This window comes from Thermoanaerobacter sp. RKWS2 (assembly GCF_026240795.1).
GTDB classification, from domain to species: Bacteria; Bacillota; Thermoanaerobacteria; order Thermoanaerobacterales; family Thermoanaerobacteraceae; genus Thermoanaerobacter; species Thermoanaerobacter ethanolicus.
Window position 1 is genome coordinate 1183640 of record NZ_CP110888.1, and the last position, 17132, is coordinate 1200771.

The 17132-nt window shown below is 33.7% G+C and carries 14 protein-coding genes and 2 pseudogenes; all 16 read left to right on the top strand.

The window, feature by feature from the left end:
- The first annotated feature begins 3 nt into the window (after positions 1–3).
- Entirely contained in the window at positions 4–1020 is a 1017-nt protein-coding gene (gene ruvB, locus OEI98_RS06025) for a Holliday junction branch migration DNA helicase RuvB (protein ID WP_004401833.1), read from the top strand.
- A complete protein-coding gene (locus OEI98_RS06030) occupies positions 1013–1225 on the top strand; it encodes a DUF2905 domain-containing protein (RefSeq protein WP_004401832.1) in 213 nt (70 codons plus the stop codon). Before ruvB ends, OEI98_RS06030 begins: the two co-directional genes overlap by 8 nt.
- A 23-nt stretch (positions 1226–1248) precedes the next feature.
- Positions 1249–2834, top strand: a pseudogene (locus tag OEI98_RS06035) (SpoIID/LytB domain-containing protein).
- A gap of 17 nt (positions 2835–2851) precedes the next feature.
- Positions 2852–3877, top strand: a complete 1026-nt coding sequence (gene queA, locus OEI98_RS06045) for a tRNA preQ1(34) S-adenosylmethionine ribosyltransferase-isomerase QueA (RefSeq protein ID WP_004401829.1) — start codon at positions 2852–2854, stop codon at positions 3875–3877.
- A gap of 40 nt (positions 3878–3917) precedes the next feature.
- On the top strand, positions 3918–5048 hold the full coding sequence (gene tgt, locus OEI98_RS06050; protein WP_004401827.1) for a tRNA guanosine(34) transglycosylase Tgt: 1131 nt from the start codon (positions 3918–3920) through the stop codon (positions 5046–5048).
- Complete coding sequence (yajC, locus tag OEI98_RS06055; protein ID WP_003869761.1) at positions 5048–5347, top strand: preprotein translocase subunit YajC; 300 nt, start codon at positions 5048–5050, stop codon at positions 5345–5347. Before tgt ends, yajC begins: the two co-directional genes overlap by 1 nt.
- 88 nt (positions 5348–5435) lie before the next feature.
- Positions 5436–5828 carry a TIGR04086 family membrane protein gene (locus OEI98_RS06060; protein ID WP_003869762.1) on the top strand — a complete coding sequence of 131 codons (393 nt, stop codon included), beginning with the start codon at positions 5436–5438 and terminating at the stop codon, positions 5826–5828.
- Positions 5829–5883: 55 nt separating this feature from the next.
- Positions 5884–6021, top strand: a complete 138-nt coding sequence (gene scfA, locus OEI98_RS06065) for a six-cysteine ranthipeptide SCIFF (protein ID WP_004401825.1) — start codon at positions 5884–5886, stop codon at positions 6019–6021.
- Positions 6022–6086: 65 nt separating this feature from the next.
- On the top strand, positions 6087–7472 hold the full coding sequence (gene scfB / locus OEI98_RS06070) for a thioether cross-link-forming SCIFF peptide maturase (protein ID WP_074591871.1): 1386 nt from the start codon (positions 6087–6089) through the stop codon (positions 7470–7472).
- Positions 7453–8010, top strand: coding sequence for a gamma carbonic anhydrase family protein (locus OEI98_RS06075; RefSeq protein WP_004401822.1), 558 nt, complete (start codon positions 7453–7455; stop codon positions 8008–8010). Before scfB ends, OEI98_RS06075 begins: the two co-directional genes overlap by 20 nt.
- 19 nt (positions 8011–8029) lie before the next feature.
- Positions 8030–9265: a protein translocase subunit SecD gene (gene secD, locus OEI98_RS06080; protein ID WP_004401814.1), complete on the top strand. Its 1236-nt coding sequence runs from the start codon at positions 8030–8032 to the stop codon at positions 9263–9265.
- A gap of 12 nt (positions 9266–9277) precedes the next feature.
- Entirely contained in the window at positions 9278–10189 is a 912-nt protein-coding gene (gene secF, locus OEI98_RS06085) for a protein translocase subunit SecF (protein ID WP_004401812.1), read from the top strand.
- 81 nt (positions 10190–10270) lie between these two features.
- On the top strand, positions 10271–11938 hold the full coding sequence (gene ubiB / locus OEI98_RS06090; RefSeq protein ID WP_004401810.1) for a 2-polyprenylphenol 6-hydroxylase: 1668 nt from the start codon (positions 10271–10273) through the stop codon (positions 11936–11938).
- 8 nt (positions 11939–11946) lie between these two features.
- Entirely contained in the window at positions 11947–14394 is a 2448-nt protein-coding gene (gene recJ / locus OEI98_RS06095; RefSeq protein WP_004401809.1) for a single-stranded-DNA-specific exonuclease RecJ, read from the top strand.
- Between the two features lie 13 nt (positions 14395–14407).
- On the top strand, positions 14408–14929 hold the full coding sequence (locus tag OEI98_RS06100; RefSeq protein WP_003869770.1) for an adenine phosphoribosyltransferase: 522 nt from the start codon (positions 14408–14410) through the stop codon (positions 14927–14929).
- A gap of 44 nt (positions 14930–14973) precedes the next feature.
- A pseudogene (locus OEI98_RS06105) lies at positions 14974–17132 on the top strand (RelA/SpoT family protein).

The following is a 17132-nucleotide window of genomic DNA, read 5'->3' on the forward strand; positions in this document are numbered from 1 at the left end:
TGAATGGAGGAGAGAATACTAACTCAAAGTTTTACACAAGAAGATGCCTCTGAATACAGTTTGCGTCCTAGGTGGCTTTCTGAGTATATAGGTCAGCAAAAGATAAAAGAGGAATTAAAAATTTACATAGAAGCCGCTAAGATGAGAAAAGAGCCCCTTGACCATGTCCTACTATATGGTCCTCCTGGCCTTGGAAAAACGACTTTAGCCACAGTAATTTCTAATGAAATGGGAGTAGGAATAAAAATAACCTCAGGTCCTGCTATAGAAAAGTCGGGAGATTTGGCAGCAATTTTGACTAATTTACAGGAAAATGACATACTTTTTATAGATGAGATTCACAGGCTTAATAGAAGTGTAGAAGAGATTCTATATCCTGCAATGGAAGACTTTGAATTGGATATAGTAATAGGAAAAGGCCCAAGTGCCAGGTCTATAAGGCTTAGTCTTCCGCGTTTTACTTTAATTGGGGCTACGACAAGGGCTGCTCTTATGACTTCTCCTTTGAGAGACAGATTTGGGGTTATAAACCGTTTGGATTACTATTCAGTGGAGGAATTAAAAGAAATAATTAAAAGGTCAGCGAATATTTTAAACATTGGAATTGATGAAGATGCAGCTTTGGAGATTGCTAAAAGGTCACGGGGGACTCCGAGAATTGCCAATAGACTTCTAAAACGGGTGAGAGATTTCGCACAAGTAAGAGGAAATGGATACATTGATTTTAAAACTTCCAAAGAAGCGCTGGACGTATTAGGTGTAGATGAGATGGGATTAGAATACATTGATAGAAAGATTTTGGTTTCTATTATAGAAAAGTTTGGCGGTGGTCCTGTAGGAATCGATGCTATTGCTGCATCAATAGGAGAAGATGGGGATACAATAGAGGATGTTTATGAACCTTATCTTTTACAAATAGGTTTTTTAAACAGGACTCCGCGAGGAAGAGTTGTTACAAAATTAGCTTATGATTACCTTAAATATCCTTATATAGAACAGGGGAGGATAGAAGGTGTTTGATAGTTTTGGTAAAATGTTGATATTTATAGGAGCTATATTAATTTTAATAGGGGTGCTTTTTTCTGTAGGTTCAAAAATTGGTTTAGGACGTTTGCCGGGAGATATAGTTTATCAAAAAGGAAATTTCACTTTTTATTTTCCTATTATGACAAGCCTTTTATTGAGCCTGGTTTTTACATTAATTTTTTGGCTTTTTAGAAGATAACATATGAAAAGGGGTTGTATTTTGTGAGGTTGAAAAAATTTATAATAGGGAGTATAATTAGTGTCATGATTTTAACTCTCTCACCTTATCCTACCGTGAATGCTGATATCAGCATTCCGAAGGTTATAAAAGTAGGGCTTTTTTATGGACAAACTGCGAAATCTTCTTACCAGCTTTCTTCTCCCGGAGGTTTTAATTTTGCTTATCAAGACAATACAGGAAATTTGATTAATATTTTTAGCACCAGCATGCAAAACATACAAGTTGCAAAAGATGATAATTTCTATTTAATGGTGGGAAGCTATGATAATCTGGACATGGTGAATGCTGATTACGATAAAATAGCAAACCAAATTCCGAATGCTTTTATAGGATTTGATGGCAAATATCATGTATACATAGGACCTTATTTGGCGCTTCCGGATTTGCAATCTGCCTATGAAATTTTTTCCAAAAATTATACCAATATATCCAAAGTGTTGCCGGATAAAAATATTTTAATAAGCAATGGGACAAAAAACCTGTTTTTATTTAATATGAAGGATGATTTATATGTAAGTAAACTTAATCCTGCTGGCTTGCCCCTTGCGATAGAATCAAAACGTTACAGAGGCATGTTTGAATTTAGAAGGCAACAAGACAGTGACATGACTGCTATAAATGTTGTGCCATTGGAAGAATATTTATATGGTGTTGTGCCGGCTGAGATGCCGGCATGGTGGAATATAGAAGCTCTAAAAGCCCAGGCAGTTGCAGCGCGAACTTATGCAGCGAAAAATATAGGGAGATATGGAAAATATGGATTTGATTTGACAGATGATGATAAAACACAAGTTTACAAAGGGTATGATGGAGAATCTTCTTCTACAAACAAAGCGGTAGATGAAACAAAAGGTGTAGTCGCTATATATCAAGGAAGTCTTATAGATGCCCTTTATCATTCCCACAGTGGGGGATATACCGAAGACAATAATAATTATTTTTCTGCTGATGTTCCTTACTTAAAAGGTGTGGAAGATAAATACGTTTTTGGCTATAGCAGTGCTAATGACAGTTGGACAGTCACTTACACAAAAGACCAGATAAAAAACCTGCTGTTAAGTAAAGGACAGGATATAGGAGATATAGTAGATGTAAAGGTTACTGAGAAAAGCTGGACTGGAAGAGCGATTACTGTCACTATTTATGGTACAAAAGGGACTTTCGCATTGAAAAAAGGAGATATACGATCTTTTTTGGACTAAAAAGCACTATGATTGATATAAAGGGCGATGGCAGCAGTGAATTTGAAGTGTACGTGACTTCTTCTTACAGTGATTCGCAAAAAGTTTCTTTAAATGAGATAAATATTCAAAATAATGAAGGTATAACGAGGGTTTCTAAAGATACCCTTTATGTTGTAGGAGCAAATGGTATTAAAGAATTAAAAAAGACAGACAAGCCCAGTGAAGTTTATACTATAAAAGGCAGTGGTTATGGACATGGGGTAGGGTTAAGCCAGTATGGGGCAAGAGGACTGGCGGACCATGGGTATAATTACATTTATATTTTAAAATACTATTACAAAGGTATTGAGGTATACGATACTATAAACAATAAAACTCTGTAAAAGGATGGCGCAAAAAAATGAAACGCAGCGAGTTTTACTTTGAATTACCAGAAGAATTAATTGCACAAGAACCTTTAGAAGATAGGTCTAGTTCTCGTTTAATGGTTTTAAATAGAAAAACTGGTGAGGTTCAACACGATATTTTTAAAAATATAACAAAATATTTAAAAGCGGGAGATTGTCTTGTTTTAAATGATACAAAAGTTATTCCTGCGCGCCTTATAGGACGAAGACAAGACTCAGGAGGAAAGATAGAATTTGTTCTTTTGAAAAGATTATCAGTAAATGAGTGGGAAACGTTAGTAAAGCCTGGCAGAAGAGCTAAAGTAGGGACAAGAGTTGTTTTTGGAAATGGAGAATTGGTTGCGGAAATTTTGGACAATACAGAAGTTGGAGGAAGAGTAGTAAGATTTTATTATGAAGGTTTATTTGAAGAAGTATTAGATAAATTAGGAGAAATGCCTGTGCCACCTTATATCAAAAAGAAACTAAAAGACAAAGAGAGATATCAAACTGTCTATGCAAAATATGAAGGTTCTGCAGCTGCTCCTACTGCAGGGCTTCATTTCACAGAAGAGTTATTAGAAAAAATAAGGCAAATGGGAGTAAAAACTGTTTTTATTACCCTTCACGTAGGGTTGGGTACTTTCAGACCAGTAAAGGAAGAAATAATAGAAAATCATAAAATGCATGAAGAGTTTTACATTGTTACAAAAGAAGCAGCTGAAGAAATAAATGCTACAAGAGAAAAAGGTGGTAGAGTAATAGCTGTTGGAACTACTTCTACTCGTACTCTCGAAACTGTAGCTGATGAAAATGGCTATATAAGAGAAAAAAGTGGATGGACTGATATTTTCATATATCCTGGATATAAATTTAAAGCGATTGATGGTATGATAACAAATTTTCACTTACCTGAGTCCACTTTAATTATGATGGTGTCGGCTTTTGCTGGTAAAGAAAACATAATGAGGGCTTATCAAGTAGCTATTGAAGAGAGATATAGATTTTTTAGCTTTGGAGATGCAATGCTTATAATTTGAGCAGTTGATTACAAGTCAAAAGGTAGAATAGGAGGATATAATGGCAGCAATTAAGTATCATCTCATAAAAAAAGATAGTAAGACTAAGGCGAGATTAGGAATATTAGAGACTCCACATGGAATTATAGAAACGCCTGTGTTTATGCCAGTAGGAACACAAGCAACTGTAAAATCTATGACTCCTGAAGAATTAAAGGAAATTGGAGCGACGATTATTTTAAGCAACACTTATCATCTTTATCTAAGGCCGGGGCATAAGATTATAGAAAAAGCTGGTGGCCTTCATAAATTTATGAATTGGGATAGAGCAATTTTAACAGACAGTGGAGGATTTCAAGTTTTTAGCTTGAATTCTTTAAGAAAAATTACAGAAGACGGTGTAGAATTTAGGTCTCATATAGATGGCTCTAGGCACTTTTTTACTCCCGAAAAAGTAATAGAAATACAAAATGCTTTAGGTTCGGATATAATGATGTCTTTTGACGAGTGTGCACCTTATCCTGCAGATTACGATTATGTAAAAAAATCTATGGAACTTACTATTAAATGGGCTGAAAGGGGAAAAAGAGCCCACAAAAATACTGAAAAACAAGCTCTTTTTGGAATTGTCCAAGGAGGGACCTATGAAGATTTAAGAAAAGAGTGCGCTCAAAGATTAGTAGATATGGATTTTCCTGGATACTCTATAGGTGGATTAAGCGTAGGAGAACCAAAGAATGTAATGTACGACATTGTAAATTTAACTACAGAATATTTACCTGAAGACAAACCGAGATATCTTATGGGGGTGGGAAGTCCTGATGACCTTATAGAGGGAGTAATACGAGGAGTTGATATGTTTGACTGCGTGCTTCCGACGAGAATTGCTAGAAATGGGACAGTTTTTACCAGCAAGGGCAAATTAATAGTAAGAGATGCTCCTTATGCGGAGGACTTTTCTCCTTTAGACGAAGAATGTGATTGTTATACTTGTAGAAATTATTCAAGAGCCTATATAAGACATTTATTTAAGGCTAACGAAATTTTAGCAGCAAGGCTTGCTACTTTACATAATCTTTATTTTCTAATTAAGTTGATGGGAAAAATAAGAGAAGCTATAAGGCAAGACCGGCTGCTTGAATTTAAAAAAGAGTTTTTTAAAAAATATTATAGGAATAAGGAGGAGTATTGATGGATCCACAAACGACTTATGTAATTGTTGAAATGCTTATTTTTATTGCAATCTTTTACTTTTTGTTGATTTTGCCCCAACAAAGGCGCCAAAAGAAAGAGAGAGAAATGCTTGATTCTTTAAAACCTGGCGATGAGATTATTACAAAAAGCGGCTTTTATGGTAAGATCTTAAACATCAAAGACGATGTGATAACTTTAGAAATGGGAGCAGATAAGGTGAGACTAAAGATTGCAAAATGGGCAGTTGGAGGAGTTATAAGCTCAGCCAGTGACAAAAACGAAAAAGAAGAAAAGTGATAAGATGCGGTTTGCCGCGTCTTTTTTTATGTACTATGTTTAAAATAAAAAGCATACATATTAGTAAGAAAACTGTGGGGGTGAGACTTTGAAGGGAAGGTTTGGCATGGAAAAGGGAACTGGCATAAATATTACTGGAATTTTTACAGGAGTTTTAATAGCTTACATTATCACTCTTAGTTTTTTCATAATTTACGCTTTGCTTTTGACCTTTACAGCTGTATCTGAATTAACTTTACCTACCCTTACTTTATTAATAACCATAATAGGTATAGTTTTATCAGGTGCCTTATCTGCAAGGCATACCACCAACAAGGGTTGGCTAAATGGAGGAATTGCTGGTATTTTATATGTAACCATTATGTTAGTTTTAGGAGCATTTTTTGTAAAAGAATTAGGGCCTACTTCTTCTTGGGCAGTAAAATACGCTTGGGGAGCTGTTTTAGGAGCTTTAGGTGGTATGATAGGCATCAATTTATAGCTTCAATTCCTTCTCTTTATGTGTTATAATAAATCAGGAAGAGGAGGGAAGAAAAATGAAGCATGTTATAACAATTAACAGGCCAACGTTAAAAAATAGCTTAAAAAAGCCAGGCTGTGGCGAATGCCAGGCATCTTGTCAATCAGCTTGTAAAACATCTTGCACTGTAGCAAACCAAGAATGTCAACACTAATACATAATACTCAAAATGGCAGTAAAATAGTTACTGCCATTTAAACTTGCAATGGAGGTTAAAAAATGTCAGAGTTAATGCATAAATTTAAAAGACTGGGAATGAATATTGTAGTAGATCCGGTAAGTGGCTCTATCCATGTGGTAGACGATATTATTTATGATATTTTGGACTTTTACGAAAATCACTCAAAAGAAGAAATTGTAAATTTACTTCAACATAAATATAAAAAAGAAGATATACTGGAAGCTATTGCAGAAATTGACGAATTAAAAGAAAAAGGGCTATTATTTTCAGAAGATATATATAAAGATATTGCAGTGTCGAGAAATGATTCTGTTATAAAAGCGATGTGTTTAAATGTTGCTCACGATTGCAATTTAAGGTGCAAGTATTGTTTTGCTTCTACTGGGGATTTTAAAGGTAGTCGCAAGTTGATGGATTTTGAGACGGGCAAAAAAGCAATCGATTTTTTAATAAAAAGTTCTGGGAAAAGGCAAAACATTGAAGTCGATTTTTTTGGCGGTGAACCCCTTTTAAATTTTGAAGTAGTCAAGCAATTAGTAGAATATGGAAAACAGAAGGCAAAAGAAAACAAAAAGACTATTAAATTTACTATAACAACTAACGCAGTACTATTGGATGACGAAAAAATAAAATATTTTAATGAAAACTTTTCTAATGTGGTACTTAGTTTAGATGGAAGAAAAGAAGTAAATGACGACATGAGGGTTCGTGTAAACGGCAGTGGAACCTATGATACAATAGTTCCAAAAATAAAAAAATTCGTTGAATCAAGAGGGAAAAAAGAATACTATGTGAGAGGGACTTTTACAGCAAAAAATTTAGATTTTGCCAATGATGTGTTGCACATTGCTGATTTAGGAGTTTATGAAATATCTGTAGAGCCGGTAGTTGAAAAAGAAGATAAAGAATATACCTTAAAGGAAGAGCATTTAGAGAGAATTTTAAATGAATATGACAGATTAGCAGAAGAATATATAGAGAGATACGAAGAAGGAAGGCCTTTTTCTTTTTATCATTTTAAAATAGATTTAGAAGGAGGGCCTTGCGTTAAAAAAAGGCTTCAAGGCTGTGGTGCTGGCTTCGAGTATATAGCGGTGACTCCCGATGGGGATATTTATCCTTGCCATCAATTTGTGGGTATTGAGGAATTTAAATTAGGAAATCTTGAAGAAGGTATAACTAATAAAGAATTACAGCAAAAATTTATGGAAAGCGATATTTACAAAAGAGAAGAATGTACAAAATGTTGGGCAAGGTTCTATTGTAGTGGAGGTTGCTTTGCAAATAACTACAACATAAATGGAGATATTAATAAACCTTATGAGCTGGCTTGTGAAATGCAAAAAAGGCGTTTTGAAAATGCGATTGCCATAAAAGCATATCAAATGCTAAAGGGTGAGGAAAATGATTATAAAGGAATATAAGGGTATGAAACCCAAAATAGATGATGAGGCGTATATAGCGGAAACAGCAGAGGTTATTGGAGATGTAGAAATAAAAAAAGATGCAAATATATGGTATGGGGCTGTGCTAAGAGGAGATATAGATAAAATAGTTGTTGGAGAAGGAACTAATATACAAGATAATTGTGTTGTACATGTTACAGAGGGACATCCCTGTTATATAGGAAATTACTGCACAATAGGACATGGGGCGATAGTCCATGCGTGCAAGATAGGAAATAGTGTGCTAATAGGTATGGGAGCAATTATATTAGATGATGCAGAAATAGGAGATAATTGTATAATAGGAGCAGGATCACTAGTGACAGGAGGTAAAAAGATTCCTGAGGGCAGTCTTGCTTTTGGGAATCCTGCAAAAGTTATAAGGAAACTTACTCAAGAGGAAATTGAAAATATTCATCGCTCCTATGAACATTATGTAGAATTAGCAAAATTGCATTTTTCTAACTTTGGGCAATTGACCGTTTACAATAAAAGTAATATAATAGAAAATAGTTAAACTACGAAGGAGGATTCGAATGAGAAGTAGAGGTTTTATCAAATTTTTTTCTGTAATCATTGTTGCAGCAATAGTTGCATATATAGCCTTTTTTGGAATAAAGGCAGGCAATTATTCTATAAGCCCAGTACAGGATCACATGAGATTGGGGTTAGACTTAAGAGGAGGCGTTTATGTATTAGAAGAAGCACAAGGTAATGTTACACAAGATGCGATAAATAAAGCTATTGCAGTCATAAGGAACAGGGTAGATGCTCTTGGCGTGACACAGCCTGTAATAAGTCAACAGGGGTCAAATAGAATTCGTGTAGAGTTGCCTGGCATGAATGACCCTGATAGGGCAATAGAGATAATAGGTAAAACTGCTCAATTGAAGTTTGTTGGTCCAGATGGTCAGGTTATTTTAACAGGTGCTAATGTAAAAGATTCAAAAGCAGTATATGCTCAAACTCAAACAGGAATCCAGCAACCAGAAGTTACGTTAGTACTTGATGCTGAAGGAACAAAAAAATTTGCAGAAGCCACTCAAAAATTTTTAAATCAACCTATTGCAATAGTTTTAGATGATAAGGTAATATCAGCTCCGACAGTGCAAAGTGTTATCACAAATGGAAATGCGGTGATTACTGGTTTGAAGGACTTCCAAGAAGCATCTGAATTAGCTACACTTATAAGAGCTGGTTCTTTGCCTGTCACATTAAAACCCATAGCTTATAGTTCTGTAGGTGCAACGTTAGGTCCGAGTGCTTTGAATGCTAGCTTAAAAGCTGGTATATACGGTACTTTACTGGTTATGTTGTTTATGATAGCTTTTTATAGATTACCTGGTTTTGTAGCAGACTTAGCCTTATTAATATATATATTAATAAACTTCATCGTTTATGCGTTATTTAATATAACATTAGATTTGCCAGGTATTGCAGGTTTCTTATTGTCAATAGGTATGGCTGTCGATACTAATATTTTAATTTTTGAAAGATTTAAAGAGGAATTGTGGGCAGGTAAAAGCATAAGACCTGCTTTAGATGCCGGCTTCGCCAAAGCTTTTAGGGCAGTATTTGATGCTAATATAACCACTATAATTGGAGCTATTATCCTTTTCTACTTGGGTTCAGGAAATGTTAAAGGATTTGCTTTAACACTTCTAATAGGTGTGACATCCAGCTTATTCACAGCTATAACTGTAACGAGATTTTTGTTGCATGCGCTTCTTGATATGGAGTTGACAAAGAATATAAAACTTTATGGAGCATAGGAGGGGAATTGAGTGAACCAACATAGATTTCATATAGATGTCATTGGCAAAACGAAAATTTGGTTTGCGATATCAGGGATTATGATTTTAATTGGCGTAATAGCTATGCTTGTAAATGGATTTAATTGGGGAATAGATTTTACTGGCGGAACAATAATGGAGTTTAAAATTGGCAAATCTTTTGATACGAAGGATATAATTAAAATTTTAAACGAATATAAAGTTAAAGACTATCAAATACAAAAAATAGGGACAAAAGGTGATCATGTTTCAATAAAGACAAGTCCTATTTCCAATGAAACGCGGCTTTCAATAATAAAAGATATCGAAAAAAAGTACAACTTAACAGAAAATGACTTAATAATGTCACAGCAAGTTGGGCCTTCTTTAGGAGCTGAGATAAAATTTGGAATGATACTAGCGCTTTTAGTAGCTTCTGCAGTGATGCTTACCTATTTAGGCTTTAGATTTAATTTTGAAATGAGCTTGGCAGCAGTTGTTGGATTATTGCATAATGTGATAATATTAATTTCAATTTACGCTATTTTCAAAATAACAGTAGACTCGCCTTTTATAGCGGCTCTTTTGACAGTATTTAGCTATTCTCTTCACGATACTATTGTAATTTTTGACAGAATAAGAGATAATTTAAAAAGTATGAGAAGATCTGATTATGCAGAAATTGCGAATGTGAGTATAAACCAGACTCTTACACGGTCGATAAACGTAGTTTTGACAGTATTAATTATGCTAGTTTTAATGTATTTCTTAGGACCTAAGGCATTGAAAGATTTCGCATTGCCTTTACTTATTGGTATAACTTGGGGAGCATATTCTTCGATATTTATCTCTACTCCTCTTTGGGTATTAATTAAAAATAGAGAAAAGAGAAGAAAAATCTCTAATAAACCTATAAAAGCCTAAGTCTTAAATAATATAAAAAATGTAGTGGCATAATATCTCTTTTGAGAGATAATGCTACTATATTTTTATTGAGGTGAAAAAATGAATTTGCCTTTTATTTTTAGAAATAAAAATATTACCAGAAGATATAGAGAGATATTAAAAATTTTAACGAAAAATGGTTTTAGTTTTATTTCTGATATTTTGTTAAAAGGTGGACATATACCTTTTCATATACTGAAAAGTCATGATTACATGGGAGTTGGAGAGAGGGTTAGAAAAACATTAGAGGAATTAGGTCCTACTTTTATAAAAATGGGACAGCTTTTAAGTACAAGAGGGGACCTTATTCCTCATGATATTTTGTTGGAACTTGCTAAACTTCAAGATGATGTAGAACCAGAAGACTTTGTAGCTATAAAGAATATTTTAGAAAGTGAATTAAAAGGCAAAATATCGGATTTTTTCATTTATTTTGATGAAACTCCTATTGCTTCAGCTTCTATTGGACAAGTTTATAGGGCAAAAATTAAAGAAGGGAAAGATGTCGTTGTTAAAGTACAGCGTCCAGAAGTATCCCAAAAGATAAATGCTGATATAATAATTCTAAAGAATATTGCTAAAATTTTGAATGAGCGTATAGTTGATGCTCCTTTGGATTTTGTAGAAATTGTTGATGAATTAGCCGAATCTCTTCTCAATGAATTGGATTACACACAAGAAGGGAATAATGCCGAACGCTTTAGAGAAAATTTTGAAAAGGAAAGTTATATCTACATACCTAAAGTATATTGGGAATACACTACAAAGCGCGTTCTTACAATGGAGTACGTAGAAGGTATAAGTGTAAAAAATAGAGATTTACTTGTTAAAAAAGGCTTTGATTTAAAGAAAATTGCAAGAGAGGGAGCATGGGCTATATTTTTACAAGTTTATGAATTTGGTCTTTTCCACGGAGATCCCCATCCTGGCAATATCTTAATTACAAATGATGGCAAAATTTCATATATAGATTTTGGAATTGTAGGCTACCTTGATAAATCCTCAAGGGAAATGATAATTGACCTTTTTAAAGCTTTTGCTGAGAATGATATTGAGGAAGTAATAGAAGTTTTATCGGACATGGGTGCCATAAGGCCTGATACTAACCTTAGAACTCTTAAGTCTGATTTGAGCCATATAATAAATTATTTTTACAACACTCCACTAAAAAATATCAGTGTGAACGATTCAATGAGGAAAATAATGTCAACTGTTTATAAGCACAAGCTGATCTTGCCTCCAGAGTTTACTTTACTCCTCAAGTCTTTAGCTACAGTAGAAGGTGTGGGCAGAAGCTTAGATCCCGATTTTAGCATTTCTAGTGTAGCAAAAGATTTTATAAAGCAGGTATATTTGAGAAATATTAGTTTAACTAAAATATTAAAAGAAAACTCCAAAGATTTACATAAAGCAATAATAGTATTGAGAAAACTGCCTTCTAAAATCCAAAGTATAATGACAAAGCTTATAAAAGACGATATAAAAGTGAGAATAAACATTGATGAAAGTGAAAGCTTGCGTTACGATTTAAATATTATGGTAAATAAAGTTATTGTAAGTATCATAGCATCAGCATTGATTGTAGCTTCTTCATTGGTTTTGACATTTCAAGGGGGATATAAAGTTTTCGGCTACAATGCATTGGGGCTTTTTGGTTATGTAGTTGCTTTATTTCTATGTTTGTGGGTCTTCTACCGAATCTTTATAGTTGAGAGGAGAAAAAAATAGGAGAATTTGTGGGTGATTTGATGTCCAAAATTTACAGGTGGATTTTGAAGGAAAATCCAAATCTTCAACTTACTCAAGAAATACAAAGAGAATACGGGTTACACAAAATAATTGCTGATATACTTTCATCAAAATTAAATGCCCAAGAAGTTAAGAATTTTTTAAATCCTGATTTAAAAGATTTGTATTCTCCTTATCTCCTGAGGGGGATAAAAGAGGCAAAAGAATTGATACAACAACATATCGCCTTGAAGGACCTAATCACCATTTACGGTGATTACGATGTAGATGGAATTACTGCCACCTCTGTTTTATATTTAACCTTAAAAAAATTAGGAGCAAAAGTGGATTATTATATACCGGAAAGATTAGTTGAAGGATATGGTATAAATGAAGAAGCAATAGACAAAATTGCACAGAGAGGAACAAAACTTATAATTAGTGTAGATTGCGGTATAACCTCTGTTAAGGAAGTGGAAAAAGCCCAATTTTTAGGAATAGACGTGATAATAACTGACCACCACAGTATCCCTAAGGAGATACCACAAGCAGATGTGGTGATAAATCCCCATTTGCCTGATATTGAATATCCTTTTTGTGACCTGGCAGGGGTAGGGGTTGCTTTTAAACTGTCACAAGCTCTTATTGGAGAAGAAGCTTATGAACTTTTGGATATTGTTTCAATAGGAACTATTGCAGATATTGTCCCTTTATTAGGAGAAAATAGAATAATTGTAAAAGAAGGACTAAAAAGACTAAATGAAACACGAAATATAGGTTTAAAAGCCCTCATAAAAGCTTCTGGATTGCAAAATATTGAAATTGATGAATATCATGTGGGATTTATATTAGCTCCTCGCCTCAATGCTGCAGGGCGATTAAGAAGTGCAGAAGCGGCTGTGAGGTTATTGATAAGCCAAGATGAAAAAGAAGTAAAAGAGATAGCAGAATATTTAAATCAAGAAAATTTAAATAGGCAACAAATAGAAAATCAAATACTTCAGGAAGCAATCAAAAAAATAAAAGAGACGGTTGATTTAAATAAGGAAAAAGTAATTGTACTGTGGGATAAAAATTGGCATCCAGGTGTTATTGGAATTGTGGCATCCCGGATAACAGAAAGGTTTCATAGACCTTCTATACTTATAAGTTTAGGAGAAGGGGAAGGAAAAGGTTCAGGGCGAAGCATAGAAGGCTTTAATTTGTATAAAGCATTAGAATACTGTAAAGATTATTTGATAAAATATGGCGGTCATGAAATGGCTGCTGGAATAAATATTGAAAAAAACAATTTGGAGATTTTTAAAACTAAGATAAATGAATACGCTGATACGGTGCTTAGTGATCTTGATTTAATTCCAAGTTTAAGAATAGATGCAAAGGTTAAAAATGAAAAGATAGATATAGAAATAGCTAAACAAGTTCAAAGGTTTAAACCTTTTGGCAGCAATAATCCTCGGCCTAATTTTTTATTTGAGGGTTTGACAGTTACAAAAGTATTTGACTTAAATGGTGGAAAATACAAAAAAATCATCGCACAAAAAGACAAGTTTGGGTATGAGCTTATGTTATTTGATGTATCAGACCAGGGAAACGATGTAAAAATAGGAGATATAATAGATGTTGTGGGAAGCATTGAAATAAACAGCTGGAATGGTATAGAGTCAGTAATGATAAATGTAAAAGATTTAAGAATTAAGTTACCTTTGTTTTCCTATTATAAAAACTTGAGCAAAATCATGGTAGAGTATCAGCCCGAGAAAAAAGAGATAGACAAAAAAGTTGATTATATAATTGACCAAAGAGGAATTAATAACAAGTGGGAATATGTGCTAAAACTTTTTAAAAGAGAAGGCAAAACGGTTGTCATAGTAAATACAGTTGTAGAACTTAAGTCATTACTTAGATATCTCAGAAAAGAAAAGTTTTTGGATTTTTCATTATGTAATGGAGATTGTGAAAAGGAAAATGGTATACTATTTTTCCCAAATTCTTTAAAACCATTGAAGTACTATGATGATATAATTATTTACGATATACCATTTAAAAAAGAAATCTTTTACCGCATCCTTTCTCATTCACAAGGAAAGAGGATTCATTTAGTTTTTAAAGAAGCAGATATATATTATAACTTAAAATCCTTTGACGAAATTTTTCCTCAAAGAAAGGACTTTATTAAACTTTACAAATTTATAGAAGAAGGAAACAACATTTTATTTAAAGATCATTTGCATCCACAACTGAATTTAAATCCAATAAAATTTTCATTTTGCATAAAAGCAATGAAAGAAATAGGATTGATAAATGTAAAAGAACGTGATAATATTTTTATGTTAAGTAAAAATTCTGTGTCACAAAAGGTTAATATTGAACAAACTCAAATAATGCAACAGATATTTTCAGCTAAAAAAGAGTTTATTGAATTTGCCAAGTTCATTGTCAGCCAGAAAATTTAAGGAGGTTTTTGTAATGACGCTGGAAGAAATTAAAATGATGATTAGAGAAATACCTGATTTTCCTAAAAAAGGAATAAAATTTAAAGATATTACACCTGTTTTAAAAGATGCGAAAGCTTTTAATTATTCTATAGAAATGCTGGCTAAGGCATTGGAAGGGAGAAAATTTGATCTCATTGCTGCTCCGGAAGCAAGAGGCTTTTTGTTTGGAGCGCCACTGGCTTACAGATTAGGAGTAGGATTTGTTCCTGTAAGAAAACCGGGTAAATTGCCGGCAGAGACTTTAAGCTATGAATATGAACTGGAATATGGGACAGATTCTCTTGAAATACACAAAGATGCTGTTTTAGAGGGACAAAGAGTAGTGATAGTCGACGATTTGTTGGCGACAGGAGGCACAATTTACGCTTCTGCAAAATTGGTGGAAAGCTTAGGGGGAATTGTAGATTCTATTATTTTCTTGACTGAATTAACTTTTTTAGATGGTAGAAAAAAGCTTGACGGATATGATATAATTTCATTAATAAAGTTTTAATCAAAAGTGGCTTTGAGCCACTTTAATTATAAGGTGTGATAACTATGTTGGACAAAGTGATAAATAGGATAAAAAAATACATGGGTGATGATGCAAATTTAGAGTTAATATACAAAGCTTATGACTTTGCTGTAAATGCCCATGAGGGCCAAATGAGAAACTCAGGAGAGCCATATATTGTTCATCCCATAGAAGTTGCATTTATTTTGGCTGACCTGGAATTAGATATTACCACTATTGCAGCAGGCCTTTTACATGATGTAATAGAAGACACAGATGTAACTTATGACCAATTAATGGAAAATTTTGGAAAAGAAATTGCTGATTTGGTTGATGGAGTTACAAAACTTGGTAAAATAGAATACAAGAGCAAAGTAGAGCAACAGGCAGAAAATATGAGAAAAATGCTTATAGCAATGGCAAAAGACATTAGAGTGATACTCATAAAACTGGCTGACAGGCTTCACAACATGAGAACTCTCAAATATTTACCTCTTGACAAACAAAAAGAAAAAGCGGAAGAGACTTTAGAGATTTATGCCCCTATTGCTCATCGCTTAGGAATATCTAAGATAAAATGGGAATTAGAAGACTTGTGTTTGAGATATTTGCATCCGGAGGAGTATTATGACCTCGTAGAAAAAGTTGCTGCCAAAAGAAAAGAAAGAGAAGAGTTTATACAAAATATCATAACTACAATTAAAGAGAAATTAAAAGAAATGGGAATACAAGCAGAAGTAGATGGGCGACCTAAACATTTTTACAGTATCTACAAAAAGATGAAAACGCAAAATAAAACTTTCGAGCAAATTTACGATTTGTTAGCAGTGAGGATAATTGTTAACACCGTAAAAGACTGTTATGGCGTATTAGGAATTGTGCATACTTTATGGAAGCCAATTCCTGGAAGATTTAAAGATTATATCGCTATGCCAAAACCTAATATGTATCAATCCCTTCATACTACAGTAATAGGTCCTAAAGGAGAACCTTTTGAAATACAAATAAGAACATGGGAGATGCACAAAACGGCAGAATACGGTATTGCAGCCCATTGGAAATATAAAGAGGGTAAGACTACAGAGGACGAATTTGACCAAAAGCTTTCTTGGCTTAGGCAGCTTTTAGAATGGCAGAAAGAGTTAAAAGATGCAAAAGAGTTTATGGAAACATTAAAAATTGATCTTTTTACAGATGAGGTTTTTGTCTTTACTCCTAAAGGGGATGTCATAAATCTTCCAGCGGGGTCTACTCCTATTGACTTTGCGTACAGCATACACACTGAAATAGGTCATCGATTAAATGGTGCTAAAGTAAACGGTAAAATAGTCCCTATAAATTATCAATTAAAAAACGGTGATATTGTTGAGATATTAGTAAGTCCAAATAAAGACAGAGGTCCAAGTAGAGACTGGCTTCAGATTGTCAAAAGTTCTCAAGCGAGAAACAAAATCAGACAGTGGTTTAAAAAAGAAAAAAGAGAAGAAAATATCGCTCGCGGCGAGGAAATGTTAGAAAGAGACCTCAGGCGTCATGGAATACAACCTGCTATGATAAAAAGTGAGATATGGGAGGAAGTGCTTAAAAAACTCAACATTCACACAATAGAGGATTTATATGCAACAATTGGTTATGGAGGGTTAACTTTAAATCAGGTAATACCGAGAATTAAAGAAGAAATCAAAAAATCTCAGAAAGAAATAGGTTTAAAGTCCGTTCCAATTGATAAGGCTGGAAAGAAAAAGAGAAAACAGGCGGAACGGGGGTCATTGTAAAAGGTGTAGACAATGTAATGGTGAGGTTTGCAAAATGTTGTTCTCCTGTTCCGGGTGATGAAATAATAGGTTATGTGACTAAAGGAAGGGGTATTTCTATTCACAGAAAAGATTGTCCCAATATAAAAGAATACCTTTTTGATAGGAACAAGATTGTAGAAGTAGAGTGGGATCAAGGTAAGAACATCGCTTATCAAGCTGATATACAGATTATGGCCAATGATAGATTTGGGCTTTTAACAGAAGTTACAAGTGTTCTTGCAGATGTAAAAATTGCTGTAAAAGCTGTCAATGCGAGAACAACGAGAGACAATATTGCAATTATAAACTTAACTTTAGAGATTACTTCAAAAGAGCAACTAGAAAAAGTTATGAATAAATTAAAAGCTTTAGAGGGAGTAATGGATGTTTACCGATTAAGTGCATAG

Excerpts from the sequence above, each read along its gene's own strand:
- yajC (WP_003869761.1), top strand. The coding sequence starts at position 5,048 with ATGGATCCACAAACGACTTATGTAATTGTTGAAATGCTTATTTTTATT.
- secD (WP_004401814.1), top strand. The coding sequence starts at position 8,030 with ATGAGAAGTAGAGGTTTTATCAAATTTTTTTCTGTAATCATTGTTGCA.
- queA (WP_004401829.1), top strand. The coding sequence starts at position 2,852 with ATGAAACGCAGCGAGTTTTACTTTGAATTACCAGAAGAATTAATTGCA.
- tgt (WP_004401827.1), top strand. The coding sequence starts at position 3,918 with ATGGCAGCAATTAAGTATCATCTCATAAAAAAAGATAGTAAGACTAAG.
- ubiB (WP_004401810.1), top strand. The coding sequence starts at position 10,271 with ATGAATTTGCCTTTTATTTTTAGAAATAAAAATATTACCAGAAGATAT.
- scfB (WP_074591871.1), top strand. The coding sequence starts at position 6,087 with ATGTCAGAGTTAATGCATAAATTTAAAAGACTGGGAATGAATATTGTA.
- OEI98_RS06075 (WP_004401822.1), top strand. The coding sequence starts at position 7,453 with ATGATTATAAAGGAATATAAGGGTATGAAACCCAAAATAGATGATGAG.
- scfA (WP_004401825.1), top strand. The coding sequence starts at position 5,884 with ATGAAGCATGTTATAACAATTAACAGGCCAACGTTAAAAAATAGCTTA.
- ruvB (WP_004401833.1), top strand. The coding sequence starts at position 4 with ATGGAGGAGAGAATACTAACTCAAAGTTTTACACAAGAAGATGCCTCT.
- OEI98_RS06100 (WP_003869770.1), top strand. The coding sequence starts at position 14,408 with ATGACGCTGGAAGAAATTAAAATGATGATTAGAGAAATACCTGATTTT.